Annotated in this window: 16 protein-coding genes and 1 pseudogene; 9 read left to right on the plus strand and 8 right to left on the minus strand. The window is 62.7% G+C overall.

Translation table 11 applies throughout. The features are described 5' to 3' along the window. Nucleotides 1-56 precede the first annotated feature (56 nt). Entirely contained in the window at nucleotides 57-2,144 is a 2,088-nt protein-coding gene (locus ACIPZF_RS22000) for a putative bifunctional diguanylate cyclase/phosphodiesterase (RefSeq protein ID WP_400803172.1), read from the plus strand. Here ACIPZF_RS22000 and ACIPZF_RS22005 read toward each other — a convergent pair. Beyond that, complete coding sequence (locus ACIPZF_RS22005) at nucleotides 2,141-2,401, minus strand: DUF1652 domain-containing protein (protein WP_400803175.1); 261 nt, start codon at nucleotides 2,399-2,401, stop codon at nucleotides 2,141-2,143. The genes ACIPZF_RS22000 and ACIPZF_RS22005 overlap by 4 nt on opposite strands. Before the next feature lie 294 nt (nucleotides 2,402-2,695). Here ACIPZF_RS22005 and ACIPZF_RS22010 point away from each other — a divergent pair, with 294 nt between their 5' ends. Then, nucleotides 2,696-3,925, plus strand: coding sequence for a pyridoxal phosphate-dependent aminotransferase (locus tag ACIPZF_RS22010; protein WP_400803178.1), 1,230 nt, complete (start codon nucleotides 2,696-2,698; stop codon nucleotides 3,923-3,925). Here the strand turns inward: ACIPZF_RS22010 and ACIPZF_RS22015 are convergent. Continuing rightward, nucleotides 3,851-4,498 carry a DUF1345 domain-containing protein gene (locus ACIPZF_RS22015; RefSeq protein ID WP_400803180.1) on the minus strand — a complete coding sequence of 216 codons (648 nt, stop codon included), beginning with the start codon at nucleotides 4,496-4,498 and terminating at the stop codon, nucleotides 3,851-3,853. The genes ACIPZF_RS22010 and ACIPZF_RS22015 overlap by 75 nt on opposite strands. A 46-nt stretch (nucleotides 4,499-4,544) precedes the next feature. Further along, complete coding sequence (locus tag ACIPZF_RS22020) at nucleotides 4,545-5,726, minus strand: NnrS family protein (protein WP_400803183.1); 1,182 nt, start codon at nucleotides 5,724-5,726, stop codon at nucleotides 4,545-4,547. A 218-nt stretch (nucleotides 5,727-5,944) separates the two neighbouring features. Here ACIPZF_RS22020 and xerC point away from each other — a divergent pair, with 218 nt between their 5' ends. After that, nucleotides 5,945-6,859: a tyrosine recombinase XerC gene (gene xerC / locus ACIPZF_RS22025; protein ID WP_400803185.1), complete on the plus strand. Its 915-nt coding sequence runs from the start codon at nucleotides 5,945-5,947 to the stop codon at nucleotides 6,857-6,859. Nucleotides 6,860-6,961: 102 nt separating this feature from the next. Here xerC and ACIPZF_RS22030 read toward each other — a convergent pair whose 3' ends face one another. Beyond that, entirely contained in the window at nucleotides 6,962-8,152 is a 1,191-nt protein-coding gene (locus tag ACIPZF_RS22030) for a type II secretion system F family protein (protein WP_400803187.1), read from the minus strand. An 11-nt stretch (nucleotides 8,153-8,163) separates the two neighbouring features. Further along, entirely contained in the window at nucleotides 8,164-8,589 is a 426-nt protein-coding gene (gene gspG, locus ACIPZF_RS22035; RefSeq protein ID WP_400803190.1) for a type II secretion system major pseudopilin GspG, read from the minus strand. Nucleotides 8,590-8,781: 192 nt separating this feature from the next. Here gspG and ACIPZF_RS22040 point away from each other — a divergent pair, with 192 nt between their 5' ends. The 4 genes from ACIPZF_RS22040 (at nucleotide 8,782) to ACIPZF_RS22055 (ending at nucleotide 13,992) form a co-directional block, all read left to right on the plus strand. Beyond that, nucleotides 8,782-9,375 carry a transglycosylase SLT domain-containing protein gene (locus ACIPZF_RS22040; protein WP_400803192.1) on the plus strand — a complete coding sequence of 198 codons (594 nt, stop codon included), beginning with the start codon at nucleotides 8,782-8,784 and terminating at the stop codon, nucleotides 9,373-9,375. Between the two features lie 98 nt (nucleotides 9,376-9,473). Continuing rightward, nucleotides 9,474-10,934, plus strand: a complete 1,461-nt coding sequence (locus ACIPZF_RS22045) for a sensor histidine kinase (protein ID WP_400803195.1) — start codon at nucleotides 9,474-9,476, stop codon at nucleotides 10,932-10,934. A gap of 168 nt (nucleotides 10,935-11,102) precedes the next feature. After that, complete coding sequence (locus tag ACIPZF_RS22050) at nucleotides 11,103-12,599, plus strand: sensor histidine kinase (RefSeq protein ID WP_400803197.1); 1,497 nt, start codon at nucleotides 11,103-11,105, stop codon at nucleotides 12,597-12,599. Next, on the plus strand, nucleotides 12,568-13,992 hold the full coding sequence (locus ACIPZF_RS22055; RefSeq protein WP_400803200.1) for a sigma-54-dependent transcriptional regulator: 1,425 nt from the start codon (nucleotides 12,568-12,570) through the stop codon (nucleotides 13,990-13,992). The genes ACIPZF_RS22050 and ACIPZF_RS22055 overlap by 32 nt, the downstream gene beginning before the upstream one ends. A gap of 105 nt (nucleotides 13,993-14,097) precedes the next feature. Here the strand turns inward: ACIPZF_RS22055 and ACIPZF_RS22060 are convergent, their stop codons facing one another. From ACIPZF_RS22060 to ACIPZF_RS22070, 3 genes are all read right to left on the minus strand, one after another. Continuing rightward, the gene (locus ACIPZF_RS22060) at nucleotides 14,098-14,388 is read right to left on the minus strand and encodes a hypothetical protein (protein ID WP_400803202.1); all 291 of its coding nucleotides are present in this window, start codon (nucleotides 14,386-14,388) and stop codon (nucleotides 14,098-14,100) included. Nucleotides 14,389-14,471: 83 nt separating this feature from the next. Then, nucleotides 14,472-15,824: a GntP family permease gene (locus tag ACIPZF_RS22065; RefSeq protein WP_400803204.1), complete on the minus strand. Its 1,353-nt coding sequence runs from the start codon at nucleotides 15,822-15,824 to the stop codon at nucleotides 14,472-14,474. Between the two features lie 112 nt (nucleotides 15,825-15,936). Then, on the minus strand, nucleotides 15,937-16,476 hold the full coding sequence (locus ACIPZF_RS22070) for a gluconokinase (protein ID WP_400803206.1): 540 nt from the start codon (nucleotides 16,474-16,476) through the stop codon (nucleotides 15,937-15,939). Nucleotides 16,477-16,683: 207 nt separating this feature from the next. Here ACIPZF_RS22070 and ACIPZF_RS22075 point away from each other — a divergent pair, with 207 nt between their 5' ends. Beyond that, nucleotides 16,684-17,703 carry a LacI family DNA-binding transcriptional regulator gene (locus ACIPZF_RS22075; protein WP_400803208.1) on the plus strand — a complete coding sequence of 340 codons (1,020 nt, stop codon included), beginning with the start codon at nucleotides 16,684-16,686 and terminating at the stop codon, nucleotides 17,701-17,703. A 199-nt stretch (nucleotides 17,704-17,902) separates the two neighbouring features. After that, a pseudogene (locus ACIPZF_RS22080) lies at nucleotides 17,903-18,586 on the plus strand (PAS domain-containing protein); the annotation flags it as partial. Between the last annotated feature and the right edge of the window lie 98 nt (nucleotides 18,587-18,684).

Genomic DNA, 18,684 nt, shown 5'->3' on the forward strand with positions numbered 1-18,684 from the left:
CTTGAGTACAATCGTCAGCTTTTTCGGGCCACCCTGTCCCGTCGCTGGAACTCCCAATGTTGACCGGAAGCTACTCCCTTTCGCTGGTGTTGATTTCGCTGTGCGTGGCCATCCTTGCGTCCTACACCGCATTGGATCTGACCGGCCGCATCGCCACGGCCAAAGGCCGGGCCATCTACCTATGGATGGGCGGAGGCGCGCTGGCAATGGGCATCGGCGTCTGGTCGATGCACTTCATCGGCATGCTCGCCTTCAGCTTGCCGATCGACCTGGGCTATGACATTGGCCTGACCGCCTTTTCACTACTGATCGCCGTTTTGTCATCGGGTTTCGCCCTGTGGCTGGTCAGCCAGCCGAGCCTGCCTGGGCTGCGTTTGGCCTTTGGCGCGCTGATCATGGGTGCGGGCATCAGTTGCATGCATTACACCGGCATGGCGGCGCTGCGCATGCTGCCAGGCATCGACTATGACCCGACCTTGTTCGGCGCTTCGCTGGCCATAGCGGTCGGCGCTTCGGCAGCCGCCTTGTGGATTGCCTTCCGGCTGCGCAGACACACGCCGTACGTACGCCAGATCCGCGGCCTGGCCGCTGTGCTGATGGGCGTTGCCATCGTCGGCATGCACTATACCGGCATGGCGGCGGCGAACTTCCCGGCGGGCAGTTTCTGCGGTGCGTTGGCGGGTGGGCTGCAGGGGGAGGGGCTGGTCTACCTGGTGCTGATCACCACTTTGGCGGTGCTTGCGGTGGCCTTGCTGACGTCGGTGCTGGATGCGCGTCTGGAAGCGCGTACTGCAGAGTTGGCGCGTTCGCTGACCCTCGCCAATCAGGAACTCACCCAACTGGCGCTGCATGACACCCTGACCGGCCTGCCCAACCGTACACTGCTGTCCGACCGCATCGACCAGGCGATCGGCAAGGTGGCGGAGCAGGGCGGCTGTTTCGCGCTGATGTTCATCGACCTGGATGGCTTCAAGCCGGTCAACGATGCGTTTGGCCATCACGTCGGCGATCTGCTGCTCAAAGCGGTGGCTTCCCGCTTGCGCGGCCACTTGCACAGCCAGGACACCCTGGCGCGGATCGGTGGTGACGAGTTCGTGCTGCTGGTGGAGCTGCAGGAACCGGCTGACGCCATGGATGTGGCGGTCAAGCAGGTCAACCTGGTGTCGCGGGCGTTCCGCGTGGCCGAACATGACCTGCAGCTGACGGCGAGCCTGGGTATCGTCCTGTATCCCGGTAACGGCCAGGACCAGCTCGAACTGCTGCGCAACGCCGATGCGGCCATGTACCACGCCAAGAGCGCCGGCAAGAATGGTTATAGCTTCTTCGACGTGTCGATGAACAGCAATGCGCGCCAGCAGCTGCAACTGTTGCAGGACTTGCGCGTGGCCCTGGAGCAGCGCCAGTTCTGCCTGCATTATCAACCCAAGTTCGACGCCCAGGCCTGCCAGCCGATCGGCGCCGAGGCCTTGGTGCGCTGGCAGCACCCCCAGCACGGACTGCTGCCGCCTGACCGTTTCATCGGTTTGGCGGAGAAGACCGGCCTGATCATTCCGATTGGCGAGTGGGTGCTGGACGAAGCCTGCCGGCAGATGCGCCTGTGGCTAGACCAAGGGCGTAGTGACTGGCGCATGGCGGTCAACCTCTCGGCCATCCAGTTTTGCCATGCCGGCCTGGTCGACAGTGTCGCCCGCGCTTTGCGCGTCAACGGCTTGCCGGCCAATTGCCTGACCCTGGAAATCACCGAAACCACGGCGATGCACGATGCCGATGCCAGCCTGACGGTGCTGCAGCGCCTGTCCGACATGGGGGTGGATCTGTCGATCGACGATTTTGGAACAGGCTATTCGAGCCTGATGTACCTCAAGCGCCTGCCGGCCAACGAGCTGAAGATCGACCGCGGCTTCGTCCGCGATCTGGAGCAGGACAGCGATGATGCGGCCATCGTCTCGGCCATCGTCGCCTTGGGCCAGGCGCTGGGCCTGCGGATCGTCGCCGAAGGTGTGGAAACCGATGGCCAGCAGGATTTCCTGACCCGCCTGGGCTGCGACTCGCTGCAGGGTTATCTGCTCGGCCAGCCTGTGCCGGCTGAACAGTTCATGGGCAAACTGCAGGCGCTTCAGCGGAGCGCCGAAGCGGTAGCCTAGACGGCGTCGCGCAGGGCAAAGACTGGCACGAACGCATCCATCTCGGCCTCGACCGCCTCAATGATGCGTTCGACGTCCGCCGCTGCCATGATGGCGGTGCAGGGGATACCAGCAATCGCCAGCAGGGTTTCTCCAGTGGCGCGGTCGAACAGGCGGGCGATCATGCTGCGCGGCGCATCCATGCTGGCTTCGAAGCCCAGTGGATGGAAATGCCAACGCATCACCTGGCAGGCGTTGGGGAACGTCATCTTGTTCAAGCCAGCCTCCTTGTCCTTGCCTGGACGTGGTGAACGAGGGCCGGGAACACGGCCGCCGGGAAGCTAACGATAGCACCGGCCACGTTACCGTTCTGCGGAAAATACGACAGATGTGCTAATGCATGATCCCTGTCACATAGGCGTCATGCGCACCGTCTGGCGGCAAATGGCCACGCAAACGTTTTCCCTGCCCCAGGTTGGCAGAGGCGCCGGTGGATTCTGCTACTTTTAAGTCCAATCGGCGCACGACGTTTTCGGACGAGCGGTGCGAGCTGGGCAGACAGGGAGACAGTCATGCGCTATTCCACGCTCACGCAACGCATCGCCGGTGAAGCTGCCGCTGCCTGGGATATCCATTATCAAGCGCAGGCTTTGCGCCGCGAAGGGCGCGAAATCTTCCTGCTGTCGGTGGGCGACCCTGACTTCGACACGCCAACGCCCATCGTCGATGCAGCGGTCAGCAGCTTGCGTCGTGGCGATACCCACTACAGTGATGTGCGCGGCAGCCTGGCACTGCGTCAGGCGGTTGCTCGGCGCAGTGGTGCGCAGATCGGCACCGAGCAGGTGATGGTGCTCGCCGGTGCCCAGTGCGCGCTGTATGCCATCTGCCAATGCCTGTTCGAGGCAGGCGACGAAGTGATCGTCGCCGAGCCCATGTACGTGACCTACCCCGCTGTGCTGGGTGCCTGTGGCGCGCGGCCGGTGCAGGTGCCGGTCAGCCCGGAGCAGGGCTTTCGCCTGAACCCGCTGGAGGTGGCCAGGGCCATTACCCCGAGCACCCGTGGGCTGCTGCTGAACACCCCGCACAACCCGACCGGTGCGGCCATTTCGCCCCAGGACATGGCGCAGCTCGCCAAGCTTTGCCGTGAGCATGATCTGTGGCTGATTTGCGACCAGGTCTACAGTGGCCTGCTCTATGACGGCGAAGCGGCAGACCCGGCGAGCCTGCCGGGTATGAGCGAGCGTTGCGTGATCATCGACAGTGTGTCCAAGTCACATGCCATGAGCGGATGGCGGGTGGGGTGGGTGATAGCTCCGCCGATGTTGATCGGACACCTGGCCAATCTGGCCATGGCCATGCTGTTCGGCCTGCCGGAGTTCGTCATGCAAGGGGCCTGTGTGGCGCTTGAGCAGGACCTGGCTGCGGTGCGGCAGATGCGCGAGGCCTATCGGCAACGGCGCGATCGGGTGTGCGCGGCGTTGGCCGATTGCCCTGGGGTGCGCGCCCATCGTCCGGCGGGCGGCATGTTCGTGATGCTCGATATACGGGCTACCGGGCTCAGTGCCCAGGCTTTCGCCCAACGGCTGTTGATGGAGGAGGGTGTTGCGCTGCTGCCAGGGGATGCATTCGGGCCCAGCGCAGCGGGGCATGTGCGCATGGGATTGGTACTTGCGGCCGAACAGCTGGACGAGGTGTGCCGGCGCATCCGCGCCTGTGCCCGACGCGTACTAGCCGAGCAGGCCGGCGGCGATATTGATGGTAAAGCCGAGAATCGCCGTGTTGAACACGAAACCTACCAGTGAATGCGCCAGTACCACCCGGCGCATCCCGCGCCCGCCCACGCCAATGTCGGAGGTCTGCACCGCTACGCTGATGGTGAAGGAGAAGTAGTGGAAGTCCCAGTAATCCGGGTGGCGTTCACCGTCGGCGAAGCGCAAGGCAGGTTCATCCTCGTTGCAGGTATAGAACAAGCGGGCATAGTGCAGGCTGAAGATACAACCGATCAGCAGCCACGAACCTGCGATGGTCAATCCGGTGTAGAGGTAGTGCAGGGCCTGGTCAGTGCCCTGGAGGCCGCGACTGGACACCAGTTGCAGAGTAACCGCAGCAAGGCTGGCGATGGCGGCGATGCACACGGTGAACAGCACCAGGCCGGCGTTTTCATCCTCGATACGTGCAACTTTGCGTACCTTTTCCGGGGACGCTCGCCAGGTCAACCACAGGACCAGCAGGAGGTACGACCAGACCCCAAGGTTCCAGCCGGCAAGAACACGTTGCACGGTGTCGCTGGCGGGGATCAACCATGCCCCAAGGATGCCGACCAGCGCGGCGAAGCTCAGGCGGGGGTGGGTGCGGGTCAGGCGGTGGAAAACCATGGAGGCTCGCTAGCAAAGAATCATGCATACCACTCTAGACCACGGATCACCCCGGCATCCCGTCAACGCGCGGGCGCAGCAGCATCGGCAGGTAATGCCACAGGAACAACAGCAACGCCGCGCTCCAGCACAGCACCGAAACGTCGATGCCGATCGGCGTGACCAGGGTCAACCCGACGCGCGCCAGCGCGGCCAGTTGCATCAGCGCAAAGGCCCAGGCGATACAAGGCGGAACCTGCAACGACCGGCCCGTATGGCCAAGGCTGACCCGTGCCATCATCGCCACGATCAGCCCAGTCATGGCGCCGATCGTAAGCGCGTGGATCACCAGGCTGAGGTTCAGCGTAACCCCAGCATGCCACAGTGCCATGCCCAGGCACGCCAGTGCCATCCAGGCATAGGCGAGGTGCAGCGACCACAGCAGTGGCAGCCGCCACAGGCCACGGTCATGCCACAGCAGCAGGCGCGCGCCGTGCAGCACAAACAGCCCGGCAAACAGCGCAGCCAGGGCTGGCTGAGGGCTATCGGCGAAACCAGCGGCGTAGCTCAGTGGCACGGCCACGCTGAGCAACAGGCACGCCCGGTCCAGCCAGGGCCGCACGGGCGTGGGCGCCAGGTTGCCCAGGCCACGGCGGGTAAAGAAGGGGATCACCCGGCCACCGAGGATGGTCATCATCGCCGCTACCAGCCACAGGCCGGCGAAAATCCCGCGGCGCTGCCAGATTTCATCCTGACGCAGCCAACCCATCAACGTCAGCCATTGGCAGCCGGCGATCAGCAGCAGCAAGCCGACAATCGGGTAATTATTGCGCAGGCGTCGCTGTACGATCGGGCGGGCGAGGGCGACGGCGACCAATGGCAGGAAGCTGCCCTGCAGCGCGATCAGCACACCTGCCGGCAACGGCAGAAACCAGCTTGCCCGACCCAGCAGCCAGAGCAGGAACAGCCCCTGCAGCGGCCGCCCGCTGAGGCCGGGCACGCCGCTCCAATTCTGCACGGCGGTGAGCAGGAATCCCGCGATGATAGCCACGGCAAAACCATAAAGCATTTCGTGTCGGTGCCAGGCGAGCATGCCCCCGGGTGGTGTCGTATGCAGCACTCCCGCCAGCATCCCGGCCCACACCAGCAGGGCGACCAGCGCGAAGATGCTACCGCCTAGAAAGAACGGGCGAAAACCCAGGGCCCAGACGGGCTGGCGTGGACGTGAGGCGATCGGTTGCACGAGCATAGGCAGGCCTTCGGTTCGATCAGGTGGCTTTAATTGAGTTACCATCACGATCCGTGCCATCTACAAAAACCTTGTATTTCAAGGTAATGGCATTGCGCTGGGTCCTAATGACCCTTTAGTAATGTTGTCATTGAGACTTGATGGTGAGTCGATTTGACCTGCTTTACGCTTTGAGTGCTTGTTAAATGGCCCCGAAGCTTTGCTACAGGATTCACGTTTTGTCCGACCTTTCGCAAAATCCGTTGCTGCAGTACCTCGCTCGGCTGGCGCCCTCCAGCCAGCAAACCATGCGCTATATCCTCCAGGACGCTGCCGACCGATTGGGTTTCGTCGAATGCAATCTGGCCGATGTGCCGTGGCACCGGCTCGAACCTGGCCATGTGATCGGCTTGGTGGCGGCACTGCGCACCGATGGCTATGCGCCCAACAGTTCGTCGCTGTACGTCAACGCCATTCGCGGGGTAATGAACGAAGCCTGGCGCCAGGGCCTGATCGACCACGAGCAGTTATTGCGCATCCGCGAGGTGAAGCCTGCGACCGGCAGTCGCCTGCCGCCTGGGCGCAATCTGCGCCGCAGCCTGATTCGCGAGTTGATGGACGTGTGCGCCGCCGATCCACGCCCGCAAGGCGTGCGTGATGCGGCGATCATCGCGTTGCTGTACGGCACCGGCATGCGCAAGTCGGAGTCGGTGGACATCGATCTCGATCAGGTGGATTTCGAGGCACGCAGCCTGCAGGTGCTGGGCAAGGGCAATCGGCAACTGATCAAATACGCCCCGGTGTGGGCCTTCGAGAAGCTCCAGGCCTGGCTTGAGCTGCGCCGCCAGGCCCTACCCGAAGGCGCGTCGGACGACCCATTCCTGTTCAACCGCATCCGCCGTGGCAACCACATCACCCGCGCGCGCATCACCAAGCATGCGATCTACTACATCGCCCGCCAGCGGGGTGCCCAGGTGGGGGTGAAGATCATGCCCCACGATTTTCGCCGGGCGTTCATTACCCGGGTGATCGAAGAGCACGACCTGTCGATTGCGCAGAAGCTCGCGCACCATGCGAACATCCAGACCACGGCCAGCTATGACCGGCGCGATGACAACGAGCGGCGGCGCGCGGTGGACCGGTTTGATTATTGAGGCGCCTGTACCAGCCTCTTCGCGGGGCAAGCCCGCTCCCACAGATCGAGTTGCCATCAAACCTGTGGGAGCGGGCTTGCCCCGCGAAGAGGCCAGAGAACGTTAGTGAATACTCGACGCCAGCTCGAAGATCGGCATGTACATCAAGATCACGATCAGCCCGATCAGCAAGCCGATAAATGTCATCAGCAGCGGCTCGAACAGCTTCACGAACCATTCGACCCAGCGCCCGATCTCCTGGTCATGAAAGTCCGCGCAGCGTTCGAGCATTTCCCCAAGATTCCCTGATTGTTCCCCCGCCCGCAGCAGGCGCAGCGAGACTGGCGTGACCAGTTGCCCGGCTTCCAGCGCCTCCGACAGCGGCAGGCCTTCCCCCACCCGCCGGCTCGCTTGCTCCAGCCCTCGCGCCGCAGCGCTGCCCAGCAGCCCCCGGGCCATGCCCATGGCCGTCAGGATGGGAATGCCGCCTTGCAGCAAAATGCCCAACGAACGATAGAAGCGCGCAAGCTCATACATCATCAATCGTTGATGCAGCGCCGGCATCCGCCGTATCTGGCGAGAGATCCAGCGCCGCAGCAGTGGGTTGCGGCGCAGCAGCACCAGTGCACCGATGCCTCCCGCCGTCGCTAGCAGCAACGGCAATTGATGGGCATGCAGGAAAAGGCCGATCTGCATCAAGACGCGTGAGAGCCACGGCAGCTCGCTGCCCATACCCTCGAACACCAGGCTGAAGCGTGGCACTACATAGCCGAGCAGGAACAACACCACACCACCGCCCACCAGCAGCAACAGCAATGGGTAAACCGACGCCCCCACCAGCTTTTGCCTGACCAGGTCCAGCCGCTGGCGATAACCGATGTAGCGATGCAGGGCGTCGCCCAGGGCGCCGGTGCGCTCGCTGGACTGCACCAGTGCCACGTAAAGCGGTGGGAACACGCGCGGCTGCTGGGCCAGCGCCTGGGACAGCGAGCGGCCTTCGTAGAGCTGGCGAACCAGCGCCGCCAGGACCTTGCGCGCAGCCCCAGCCGGGGCTTTTTCCGCCAGGCTTTCCAGCGCATCGATCAATGGCAGGCCGGCATGCAGCAGCGTGGTCAGCTCCTGGCTGAACAGCACCAGGTCGAACGCTGCCTGGCGGCGCCAGGCCATACCGCGCAAGGCGCCGCCCTGGCCACGTACGCTGACCACCCGCAAACCTTGATCTTCGGCCTGGCGGCGTGCCTGCTCGGCATCCTCGGCATCGATCTGCAATTGCACCACGCCCTGTCTGCCCAGGGCCTTGAGGCTATAGCGCATGCTCGTGCTCCTCATTGCCAGCTGGTGATTTCGGCGTTTTCACCTTCGCCACCGGGTTGGCCGTCCTTGCCCATCGACAGCAAGTCGTACTCGCCGCCATTTTCGCCCGGCTGCCGGTAGATATAAGCGCGTCCCCAGGGGTCCTGTGGCACGGCTTTCTGCAGGTAGGGGCCGGACCAGCGTGCCTCGCCACTGGGTGCAGCCACCAACGCCTGCAAGCCCTGTTCGCTGTTGGGGTAGTGGCCGACTTCCAGTCGATACAGGTCCAGCGCCTTGCCCAGGCCTTCGATCTGCGCACGGGCGACCTTGGCCTCCGAGCGGCCGAGCTGGCTGAAGTACTTGGGTGCGACGATGCCGGCCAACAAACCGAGCACCACCAGCACCACCAGCAGTTCGAGCAAGGTGAAGCCGAATTGATGTTTGCGTTTGCGCTGCATGGTGAAGCCCTCCTGCATGGGGACATGCTTGCCCAGGGTATCGCTGCACCATGCAACAGCCGTGCACGTCTGCCTCGGGGCCTTGCGCCATGGGCCATGGCAAGCGGCACAGTGCTTGCGTCGTTAGCGCAAAGCCCGGGTTTTCCGGGGCATTTCCCCCCACATCGGGGGCACGGCGGGGAGGCGACCGACATGCGTGGGATTATCCTGGGACTGATCTGGCTGGCAGGGGCAAGCGCCCACGCCGATGTCTACATCTCAATCGATGCCAAAGGCGGCTACGTGCTGACCAACGTCCATCGGCCCGGGCGCCACTATGAACGGGTGATCAGCGAACCTATTGCCAAGGCCGGCCCGGCCAATGCGCAACTGATCACCGGTCGGCCATACGCTGACCTTGTGGCCACTGCGGCGCGCAAGCACGATGTGCCCCAGGCGCTGTTGCATGCACTGATCAAGGCCGAGTCCGGCTACAACCCCAAGGCGCGCTCGGCGGCTGGGGCAGTAGGGCTGATGCAACTGATGCCGGGTACGGCAAAAGAAATGGGGGTTGAGGATGCCCTTGACCCTGAGGACAACGTGCTGGGTGGGGCGCGCTACATCAAACGTATGCTGACCCTGTTCGACAACGACATCACCCTGGCCGTGGCGGCCTACAACGCCGGCCCCGATGCTGTCCTGCGCCGTGGGGCGGTCCCGCCGTTCGCCGAAACCCGACGCTATGTGCCCAACGTGTTGCGTGAATACCGCAAGTTACAGGGGCTGGCGGCAGATTCGCCGTTGTGATGACGACGCGCCTTGCATCGGCATGATAAAAATCAGCGCCATGCAATCCCCAACTCTGGGCTATAACCTTTCACAGGTGCTCAGCAGTGGAAGCCGCCATGGACATCGTCCCCCGTTCCGACACACTGGAGACGCTTGCCAGTCCTGACGCCGGCTCCCCGCGCAAGCCTTTCGACCTGCTGCGTTGGTACGCCTGGGTCAGCCTGGCCTTCATTCTGTCAGTGGCGGTCGGGCTGGGCCTGATCTCCAGCCGCTTCATCATCGATGAAAGCGTCGAGCGCGACGCCTTGCTCACCGCCCAGTTCATTACCTCCATCGCCGATGCCGAAGTGCGCCATGTGGCCATCCCCAATGTGCGTACCATGGGCGAGCTGCTCGACCCGCGCACCGACCACGCCGCCTTGCCCGGGGTGTCCCCGCAAGCACGACGCAAGGCGCGCGGGGAGTTTCTCGACCATATCGCCCACCTGCCTGACATGCTCCTGGCCAATATCTACGCCCCGGACCGCACGGTGATCTGGTCGAGCAACCCGGCGTTGATGGGCAAGCTGATCGAAGGTGATGATGACCTGGACCGGGCTTTCGAATACAAGATGCGGGTCTCTGCCAGCTATCACAACTTCGACCAGGCACGCGCCGAGCAAAAATTCGTGACCCCGCCCGAGCATTTGTTCATCGAGAACTACATTCCGTTGTTCGACGCCGATGGCGAACGGGTCACGGCAATGGTGGAGATCTACAAGGAACCCCACGACCTGATCGTACGCATCGAACATGGCCTGATCCGTATCTGGCTGGCCATCATCCTCGGCGCCGGCCTTGTCTACCTTGGCCTCTACGGCATCATGCGCCGGGCCGCCCGGTTGATGGCGGTGCAGCAGAAGCGGTTGATCAGCAACGAAACCTATGTGGCGTTGGGCGAGGTGTCTTCGGCCGTGGCGCATAGCCTGCGCAATCCGCTCGCAAGTATCCGCTCCAGCGCCGAGCTGGCCCAGGTGTTCGACGAGGGCCCCGCGCAGCGCAACATCGATGAAATCATCAGCCAGGTCGACCGCATGTCGCACTGGATTCGCCAGCTGTTGCAATCATTGCGGCCTTTGAATGACGAAGCGGTGGCCGTGGACCTGCTCCAGGCCTTGCAAGACAGCTTGCAGAGCTTTGCCGTGCCACTGGCACGTGGCGGCGTGACCCTGGACCTGCAACCCATGCCAGCAGTGCAGGTACTCGGCCAGCCGGCGCTGCTCGGACAGATTTTCAACAGCCTGATCGACAATGCCCTGGAGTCGATGGAGCAGGGGGGGAGGCTGCGCGTCGAGGTGGTCAAGCAGGATCGGCGCAGCGTCACCCTGCGCCTGTCCGACACCGGTAGAGGCATGAATGAGCGCCAGCAGCGCATGGCCTTCAGGCCTTTCTTCACCACCAAGCAGGGCGGGTTGGGCGTGGGGTTGGTGCTGGTGAAACGCATCATGGAGCGCTTCGGCGGGTCCGTGAGATTGAGCAGCAGCGAAGGGCGTGGCACCCGGGTTTCACTCCATTTCAGGTTGGCTGAGGCTTGCTAATTCTTATCGGGTAAATTGGGTAACGAATACCCAAATGTGGGGGAGTAATCTCGAATCATATACAGGAAAACTCATTAACCTAATGAAATTTATGAGTTTGTATTTTGTATTTTGTTGTGGCTGATTTCTTGCAGCTATCGAAAGCAATCACAGGGCGGGAACGACGCGATGCAGACGTTGGATACCGATGTTTTCGACAAGACTTCTGCGCAAGCCGGCAGCGGCTTGGCCGCTCCCCTTCGCGAGTTCAATCTGCTGCGCTGGTTTTCCGTGATCAGCCTGTTGATCATTGCCTCAGTGGCGGTTGGCCTGGGTTATGTTTCGACGCGCTTCGTGGTGCGTGACAGTGTCGAGCGCGACGCCATGCTTACCGCCCAATTCATCCAGGCCATGGCCCAGGCCGAGGTGCGTCATTCGCAGCTGCCGCCCGGCACCACCCTCGGCGAGTTGCTCGACCCACGGCTGGATCAGCAACACCTGCAGTTCAGCCCCGCGCTGGCCAAGTCGACCCGGGTCGAGTTCCTCGACCATGTCGAGCACCTGCCTGACACCCTGCTGGCCAACGTGTACGCGCGAGACCGTACCATCGTCTGGTCCACCAACCCCGAACTGATCGGCAAGCGTATGGAGGCTGACGGCGACCTGAACCGCGCATTCCGTTCCCGCGAGGCTGTGTCTGCCAGCTACCACAAGGCCGAGGAAGACCGCGAGGAACAGAAATTCCTGCGTGAACCCCAGTACTTGTTCATCGAAAACTATATCCCGTTGTTCGACAGCCAGGGCGAGCAGGTAATGGCGATGGTCGAGATCTACAAAGAGCCACAGGACCTGATCCGGCGCATCCAGCGCGGTTATGTGCTGATCTGGGCTTCAACCTTGGTGGGTGGGGCGCTGATCTACTTCGGCCTGTTCTGGATCGTTCGGCGTGCGGCCTCGATGTTGAGCCATCAGCAGGAGCGGCTGGTGGCCAGTGAAACCTATGTCGCCCTGGGCGAGATGTCATCTGCGGTGGCGCACAGCATGCGCAATCCGCTGGCCAATATCCGCTCCAGCGCGGAACTGGCGCAGGAAATCGCCAGCCCGCAGGCTCAGCAGAACATCATCGACATCATCAGCCAGGTCGACCGCATGTCGCGCTGGGTGCGCGAACTGCTGGTGTCGTTGCGCCCGACCAGCGACAGCGCCGAGGCGGTGGACCTGGTGGCTGCCATTGACGACACCCGCCTGGCGTTCGCCAGACAGATCGAACGCAACAGCGTGCGTTTTGCCTTCCAAGGGCCGCCGGTGCAGTGGGTGGCCAGCCAGCCGCTGCAGTTGTCGCAGATCCTCAACAGCCTGTTCTCCAATGCCATCGAGGCCATGCCTACAGGGGGTGAGTTGCGCGCCCATGTCAGCGTCCAGGATGGCCAGCGTGTCGAATTGCTGCTTACAGACACTGGCAAAGGCATGACCAAGCAGCAGGAACGGATGGTCTTCAAGCCGTTTTTCACCACCAAACAAGGCGGCCTGGGCGTAGGCCTGGCGCTGGCCAAGCGGATCATGGAACGTTTCGGTGGCTCGGTCAGCCTGAGCAGCCGTGAAGAGGAAGGAACCCGCGTCAGCCTCACTTTCAATATCGCAGTGGGAGGGGAACATGGAGCACAGCATCCTGGTAGTCGAGGATGATGAAGTCCTTGCCAACAACATTTCCACCTATCTGAGCCTCAAGGGCTTCGAGGTGACCGTTTGCAGCACTGCGGAGCTTGCGCTGGAGCAGATCAAGCGCGTCCAGCCCGATGCGGTGCTCACCGACAATTCGTTGCCGGGCATGAACGGCCACGACCTGTTACGCACGCTGGTAGTACAGGCACCGGAGCTCAAGGTCATCATGATGACGGGCTACGGCAACGTCGAAGATGCCGTGCAGGCGATGAAAGAAGGCGCTTTCCATTACCTGACCAAGCCGGTGGTGTTGGCCGAGCTCAAGCTGACGCTGGAAAAAGCCCTGGCCACCGAGCGGATGGAGCGCACGTTGACCTTTTATCAGGCGCGTGAGGCGCAGAAGTCCGGGCTGCAGGCGCTGATCGGCGAGTCGCCGGCGATGCTGACGCTCAAGCACACGCTGCGCCAGGTACTCGATGCCGAACGGCGCATGGCCAGTGACGACCTGCCGCCTGTGCTGGTCGAGGGTGAGACCGGCACCGGCAAGGAACTGGTCGCCCGTGCGCTGCACTTCGATGGCTTGCGCAGCAAGGGACCGTTCATTGAGTTCAACTGCGCCTCGATCCCGGCCAACCTGCTGGAGGCCGAACTGTTCGGCCATGAGAAGGGCGCTTTTACGGATGCCAAGGAACGCCGCGTGGGGCTCGTCGAGGCGGCCGATGGCGGCACACTGTTCCTCGACGAGATTGGCGAGATGGACCTGGTGTTGCAGGCCAAATTGCTCAAGCTCCTGGAAGACCGCAGCATCCGCCGGATCGGCGCGGTCAAGGAGCGCAAGGTCGATTTGCGGGTGATCAGCGCCACCAACTGCAACCTGGAGCAAATGGTGCAGCAGGGCAAGTTTCGTCGCGACCTGTTCTTCCGCCTGCGCATCATCGCCCTGAAGGTGCCACGCCTGTATGCGCGTGGGCAGGACATCCTGTTGCTGGCCCGGCATTTCCTCGCCCATCATGGTCGCCGGTATGGCAAGCCTAACCTGCGCTTCAGTGCCGACGCCGAGGCCTTGATGCTGAGTTACAGCTGGCCAGGCAACGTGCGCGAGTTGCGCAATATGCTGGAGCAGACGGTACTGCTGGCGCCGAACGAGGTGATACAGGCGCATCAGTTGAACTTGTGCATGACCTTGGTCGATGAGCCATTGGCCCAGCCGACGGCCACGGTGTATGAAATGCCAAGGCATGAGCCGGAGCCAGGCACCAGCTTGCCGGACATGGAGCGGGACCTGGTGTGCAAGACGCTGGATCGTACGGATTGGAACGTTACCAAGTCGGCGCGGATGCTCGGGCTTTCGCGGGATATGCTGCGCTACAAGATCGAGAAGCTGGGGCTGACCCGGCCTGACAAGCGGCAGTGGTGATGTTGTCTGCACCGGCCTCTTCGCGGGGCAAGCCCGCTCCCACATGTCAGCTCTTGCATCCAGACTTGTGGGAGCGGGCTTGCCCCGCGAAAGGGCCGGCACTGATTACCGCTGTCCGCCGTCCGACCCAGCACCATCACCTTCCGACCCGCTGCCATCCATCCCCGGCAAATCGCGGTTGTCATTCTGCTTGGCTGGCGGACTGTCCGGGTCATTCCCCTGGAGGCGCGGGTCAGTATCCCGTGGCATGGGCTTTTCGATCGGGTTGAGGGTACTGTCCACACCCGGTTTGGGCGCCGGGTTGTGTGGATCGTCGGGATAGGTGGTCCCCGTGCCGACCGCCAGGGCCATCGGCGCGGCGAGCATGGCGGCGAGCAACACACTGGAACGAATCATGGGCAGGCTCCTTTGCGAGGTAGGGCTTGTACTTCTGTTCGGCCCTACCCCAAGCGCCAAGGTGCGATCACCCCGATGAGCGGTCACACCACCGTCGACAGCGCCATGATGAAGATGATGCCCACCACCGACAGGATGGTCTCCATCATGCTCCAGGTCTTGAACGTCTCGGCCACGGTCATGTTGAAGTACTGCTTGACCAGCCAGAAACCGGCATCGTTGACGTGGGACAGGATCAGCGAACCAGCACCGGTGGCCAGCACCAGCAGTTCCCGGTTTACCCCAGGCACCAGGTCGATGACCGGGGCGACGATACCGGCACCGGTGATGGTGGCGACGGTCGCCGAACCTGTGGCAATGCGGATCACCGCCGCCACCAGCCAGGCCAGCATGATCGGGGAAATTTCCGCCTGCACGGCCATTTGCCCGATCACGTTGCCGACACCGGTATCGACCAGCATCTGCTTGAAGCCGCCGCCCGCGCCGACGATCAGCACGATGGCTGCGGTGGGTGCCAGGCTCTGGTCGAGCATCTTCATGATCTGCTGGCGGCTGAAGCCCCGCGCCGAGCCGAAGGTGTAGAAGGCCAGCAGCAGGGCGGCGAGCAGGGCAGTGATCGGGTGGCCGATCAGGTCCATCCACTGGCGGACGATATGCTCGGCCGGCAGCACCACGTCAGCGAAAGTCTTGAGCAGCATCAGCACCACCGGCAGCAGCACGGTGACCAGGGTGATGGTGAAGCTCGGCAGGTTGCTTTGGTCGGACTCCTTGGCAATCTGATCCATCAGTTCCTGCGACGGATTGCCGGGGATGTAACGGGAAATGAAGTTACCGAACAAGGGGCCGGCGATGATTGCCGTTGGCAGCGCCACCAGCAGGCCATAGAAGATGGTCTTGCCGATGTCGGCCTTGAAGATGCCGATCGCCAGCAGCGGGCCCGGATGCGGGGGCACCAGCCCGTGCACCACGGAGAGGCCTGCCAGCAGAGGGATGCCGATCTTGATCAGCGATACGCCCGAGCGCCGGGCCACGATGAACACCAGCGGAATCAGCAACACGAAGCCGATTTCGAAGAACAGCGGGATGCCGACCAGGAAGGCTGCGAACATCATGGCCCAATGTACGTTCTTCTTGCCGAAGGCGCGTATGAGGGTCTGCGCGATCTGGTCGGCGCCACCGGAGTCGGCCATCAGCTTGCCGAGCATGGTGCCCAGGGCAAGGACGATGCCGACGAAACCGAGCACACCACCGAAACCGTCCTGGAACGACTTCATCACCTTGGCCACCGGCATGCCGGAGGTGAGGCCGAGAAAGCCCGCGGCAATGGTCAGGGCGACGAACGGGTGGACCTTGAAATGGGTGATCAGCAGGATCAGCCCGATGATGGTTACCAGGGCATCGAGCAGCAGGTAGGTATCTGTAGCCAGTCCGAACATGGTTTTAAGGCCTCGGTCTTATCGTTGTTTTTGGCGTTGCTTTAATTGAACTTTCGCCGTTTTCAGGCGTCGAGACAGCGCTGTCTTTGGTGAGCTGGAAGAATCGCCGGATTCAGGCGGTTCGCGCCAGGCTCCGCTCACCGCAGGTCTTTAGCCAGTCGTCGACCAAGCCCGCGAGCTTTACGATTGGCTGCGTGGCATCCAGGGCCAGGGTCAGTGGTTCGCCGCGCGGCGACTCAAGGGCGGCGAACTGGCTGTCGATCAGGCTCGCTGGCATGAAGTGGCCAGGGCGGGCGAGTACACGCTTTTCCGCTTCAGCGGGGGTGAGTTCGAGAAACACGAACACCAGCCCCGGCATCGCATCGCGCAGCGTGTCGCGGTAACTGCGCTTGAGTGCCGAGCAGGTGAGGATCGGGCGCTCACCGGCCTTGACCGTAGCTTGCAGTTCCTGACCGAGGCGAACCAGCCAGCCAGCCCGGTCGTCGTCATTCAGGGGCGTGCCGGCACTCATCTTGCGAATGTTTTCGGCAGGGTGGAACGCGTCGCCTTCGATCAGGCGGCCGCCGCTTTTTTCAGCGATGGCGGCGCCCATGCTGCTCTTGCCGCAACCGGCTACGCCCATCACCACAATGGCGGACAGGGGAGAATTCATCAGTACCTCCTGCGGGATGAGATAGCGCTGTCTCGTCGCTGACGAAACGCCACCTCTCCGGTGTTATTGATCTTGTCGTTACGCAGTATGGACGCTTGGCAGAGGGCGTGTAGTGGCCACTACCAAAGATTACATTGCCTGCGTCCTGAGACAGCGCTACCTTAGTGGCCGTTCCCCTCCCTTGCAAGTAGTAAAATTACAACATTCATGTCTCGATCAGGCTCCCGCACCACCGGTCGTCCCACCCTGGCAGAAGTCGCCAGGCTTTCCGGGGTCTCCCCGATTACTGCCTCCCGCGCACTGCGCGGTGTCAGCACCGTTGCCCCGGATCTGGTGGAAAAGGTAGCGGCCGCTGCGGCCAGTCTCGGTTATGTCGCCAACCCGGCGGCGCGGGCGCTGGCGTCGGCGCGCAGCCAGTCGGTGGTGGTTCTGATTCCGTCGCTGTCCAACCAATTGTTCATCGACACCCTGGAGGCCATCCACGAAGTGATGCGCCCTCGTGGGCTGGAAGTGCTGATTGGCAACTACCACTACGATCTTGACGAAGAAGAAAACCTGATCCGCAATTATCTGGCTTATCAGCCGTGCGGCATGCTGCTGACCGGCTTCGACCGCAGCGATGCAGCGCGGCAGATGCTGGCGGCCAGTGGGGTGCCTTGTGTGCACATGATGGAGCTGGGCGGGCAGGCGGGCGCGTTGTCGGTCGGCTTTTCCCAACAACAGGCCGGGCGCGCCGCAGCGCGGCACTTGCTCGAGCGCGGTCGGCGGCGCCTGGCGTTCATCGCCGCGCAGCTCGACCCTCGCGTGATGCAGCGCGCCGAAGGGTTTCGCCAAGCCTTGGCCGAAGCCGGCATGGCCGACACCAAGCTGGAAATCCTGTCGCCGCAACCCTCGTCCATCGCCCTGGGCAGTGAGCTTTTCAGCCAGTTGCTGGCGCAGGCGCCGGACGTGGATGGCATTTTCTTCTGCAACGACGACCTGGCCCAGGGCGCAGTGTTGCAGGCGCTGCGCCAGGGCATCGAAGTGCCACGGCAGGTGGCCATGGTCGGTTTCAATGATTTGCCAGCGTCGGCACATATGGTCCCGCGCCTGACCTCGATACGCACGCCCCGGGCTGCCGTTGGACGGGGCGCGGCCCAGGCTTTGCTGGCTTTGCTCGACGGCAAGCGGGTGGCTATCGAGCAGCAGGATCTTGGGTTCGAGTTGATGGTGCGGGAAAGCTCCTGACTTTTCTTTGTCACTAATGACTAAGTGATAGCAGTGTGCTTGCACGCTAGCAGCGCCGATCTATGCTCAGGAAACCCCGCGCATAAAGGACCCCGGCGCCATGTTCGACTTTCATCGCAAGTCTGATTTGATCGAAATTCAGCGCACTCGCCAAGCCCTGGCCGACACTCAGGCCAAGCTTGCGGCGATCAGTCGTGGCATGGCCATGATCGAGTTCGCGCCTGACGGTACCATTCTCGATGCCAATGCCCAGTTCTGCCAGGCCATGGGTTACAGCGTCGAAGAGCTGCGCGGCAAGCACCACCGGCTGTTCTGCGATCCGGCTTATGCCAAGACCGCCGAATACCAGCAGCTGTGGCGCGAGCTGGGGGAGGGCAAGGCAATCAGCGGCACGTTCGAGCGTCTCGACAAGGACGGCCGCGAGGTGTGGCTCGAGGCGAGCTACATGCCGGTGTTGGACGAACGCCAGCAGGTCACCAGTGTCATCAAGGTGGCAGCCGATATCAGCCAGCGGGTCAAGGATGAGCACGATAGCCAAAGCCTGCTCAAGGCCATTGGCCGTTCCATGGCCGTGGTCGAATTCACCCCCCAGGGCCGGGTCATCAAAGCCAACCAGAACTTTCTCGCAACCATGGGCTATCGCCTGGAGGAGGTGGTTGGCCGCCATCATGGGTTGTTTTGCCTGGCCCATGAGCGTGAATCTGCAGGCTACCGCGAATTCTGGGCTTCGCTGAACCGGGGCGAGTACCACTCGCACCGGTTCGAACGCATCAACAAGCAAGGCCAGACGGTGTACCTGGAAGCCTCCTATAACCCGATCTTCGACAGTAAGGGACGGTTGTATAAAGTGGTCAAGTTCGCCAGCGACATCACTGCGCAAGTCAGCACCCAGCAGAGTGCCGCTGATGCAGCCCATGCCAGTTCAGTACAGACCGATGCCTGCGCCCGCAAGGGCACTGAGGTGGTGCAGCAGACGGTGGA

Source organism: Pseudomonas sp. NPDC089752 (genome assembly GCF_044748725.1).
In the GTDB taxonomy this organism is placed as follows: Bacteria; Pseudomonadota; Gammaproteobacteria; order Pseudomonadales; family Pseudomonadaceae; genus Aquipseudomonas.

Bases quoted from the DNA above. Each gene is read 5' to 3' on its own strand.
- ACIPZF_RS22055 (WP_400803200.1), top strand. From the start codon at position 12,568: ATGGAGCACAGCATCCTGGTAGTCGAGGATGATGAAGTCCTTGCCAAC.
- ACIPZF_RS22075 (WP_400803208.1), top strand. From the start codon at position 16,684: ATGTCTCGATCAGGCTCCCGCACCACCGGTCGTCCCACCCTGGCAGAA.
- ACIPZF_RS22040 (WP_400803192.1), top strand. From the start codon at position 8,782: ATGCGTGGGATTATCCTGGGACTGATCTGGCTGGCAGGGGCAAGCGCC.
- ACIPZF_RS22000 (WP_400803172.1), top strand. From the start codon at position 57: ATGTTGACCGGAAGCTACTCCCTTTCGCTGGTGTTGATTTCGCTGTGC.
- ACIPZF_RS22015 (WP_400803180.1), bottom strand. From the start codon at position 4,498: ATGGTTTTCCACCGCCTGACCCGCACCCACCCCCGCCTGAGCTTCGCC.
- ACIPZF_RS22030 (WP_400803187.1), bottom strand. From the start codon at position 8,152: ATGCGCTATAGCCTCAAGGCCCTGGGCAGACAGGGCGTGGTGCAATTG.
- ACIPZF_RS22070 (WP_400803206.1), bottom strand. From the start codon at position 16,476: ATGAATTCTCCCCTGTCCGCCATTGTGGTGATGGGCGTAGCCGGTTGC.
- ACIPZF_RS22060 (WP_400803202.1), bottom strand. From the start codon at position 14,388: ATGATTCGTTCCAGTGTGTTGCTCGCCGCCATGCTCGCCGCGCCGATG.
- ACIPZF_RS22020 (WP_400803183.1), bottom strand. From the start codon at position 5,726: ATGCTCGTGCAACCGATCGCCTCACGTCCACGCCAGCCCGTCTGGGCC.
- ACIPZF_RS22065 (WP_400803204.1), bottom strand. From the start codon at position 15,824: ATGTTCGGACTGGCTACAGATACCTACCTGCTGCTCGATGCCCTGGTA.
- ACIPZF_RS22045 (WP_400803195.1), top strand. From the start codon at position 9,474: ATGGACATCGTCCCCCGTTCCGACACACTGGAGACGCTTGCCAGTCCT.
- ACIPZF_RS22050 (WP_400803197.1), top strand. From the start codon at position 11,103: ATGCAGACGTTGGATACCGATGTTTTCGACAAGACTTCTGCGCAAGCC.
- ACIPZF_RS22010 (WP_400803178.1), top strand. From the start codon at position 2,696: ATGCGCTATTCCACGCTCACGCAACGCATCGCCGGTGAAGCTGCCGCT.
- gspG (WP_400803190.1), bottom strand. From the start codon at position 8,589: ATGCAGCGCAAACGCAAACATCAATTCGGCTTCACCTTGCTCGAACTG.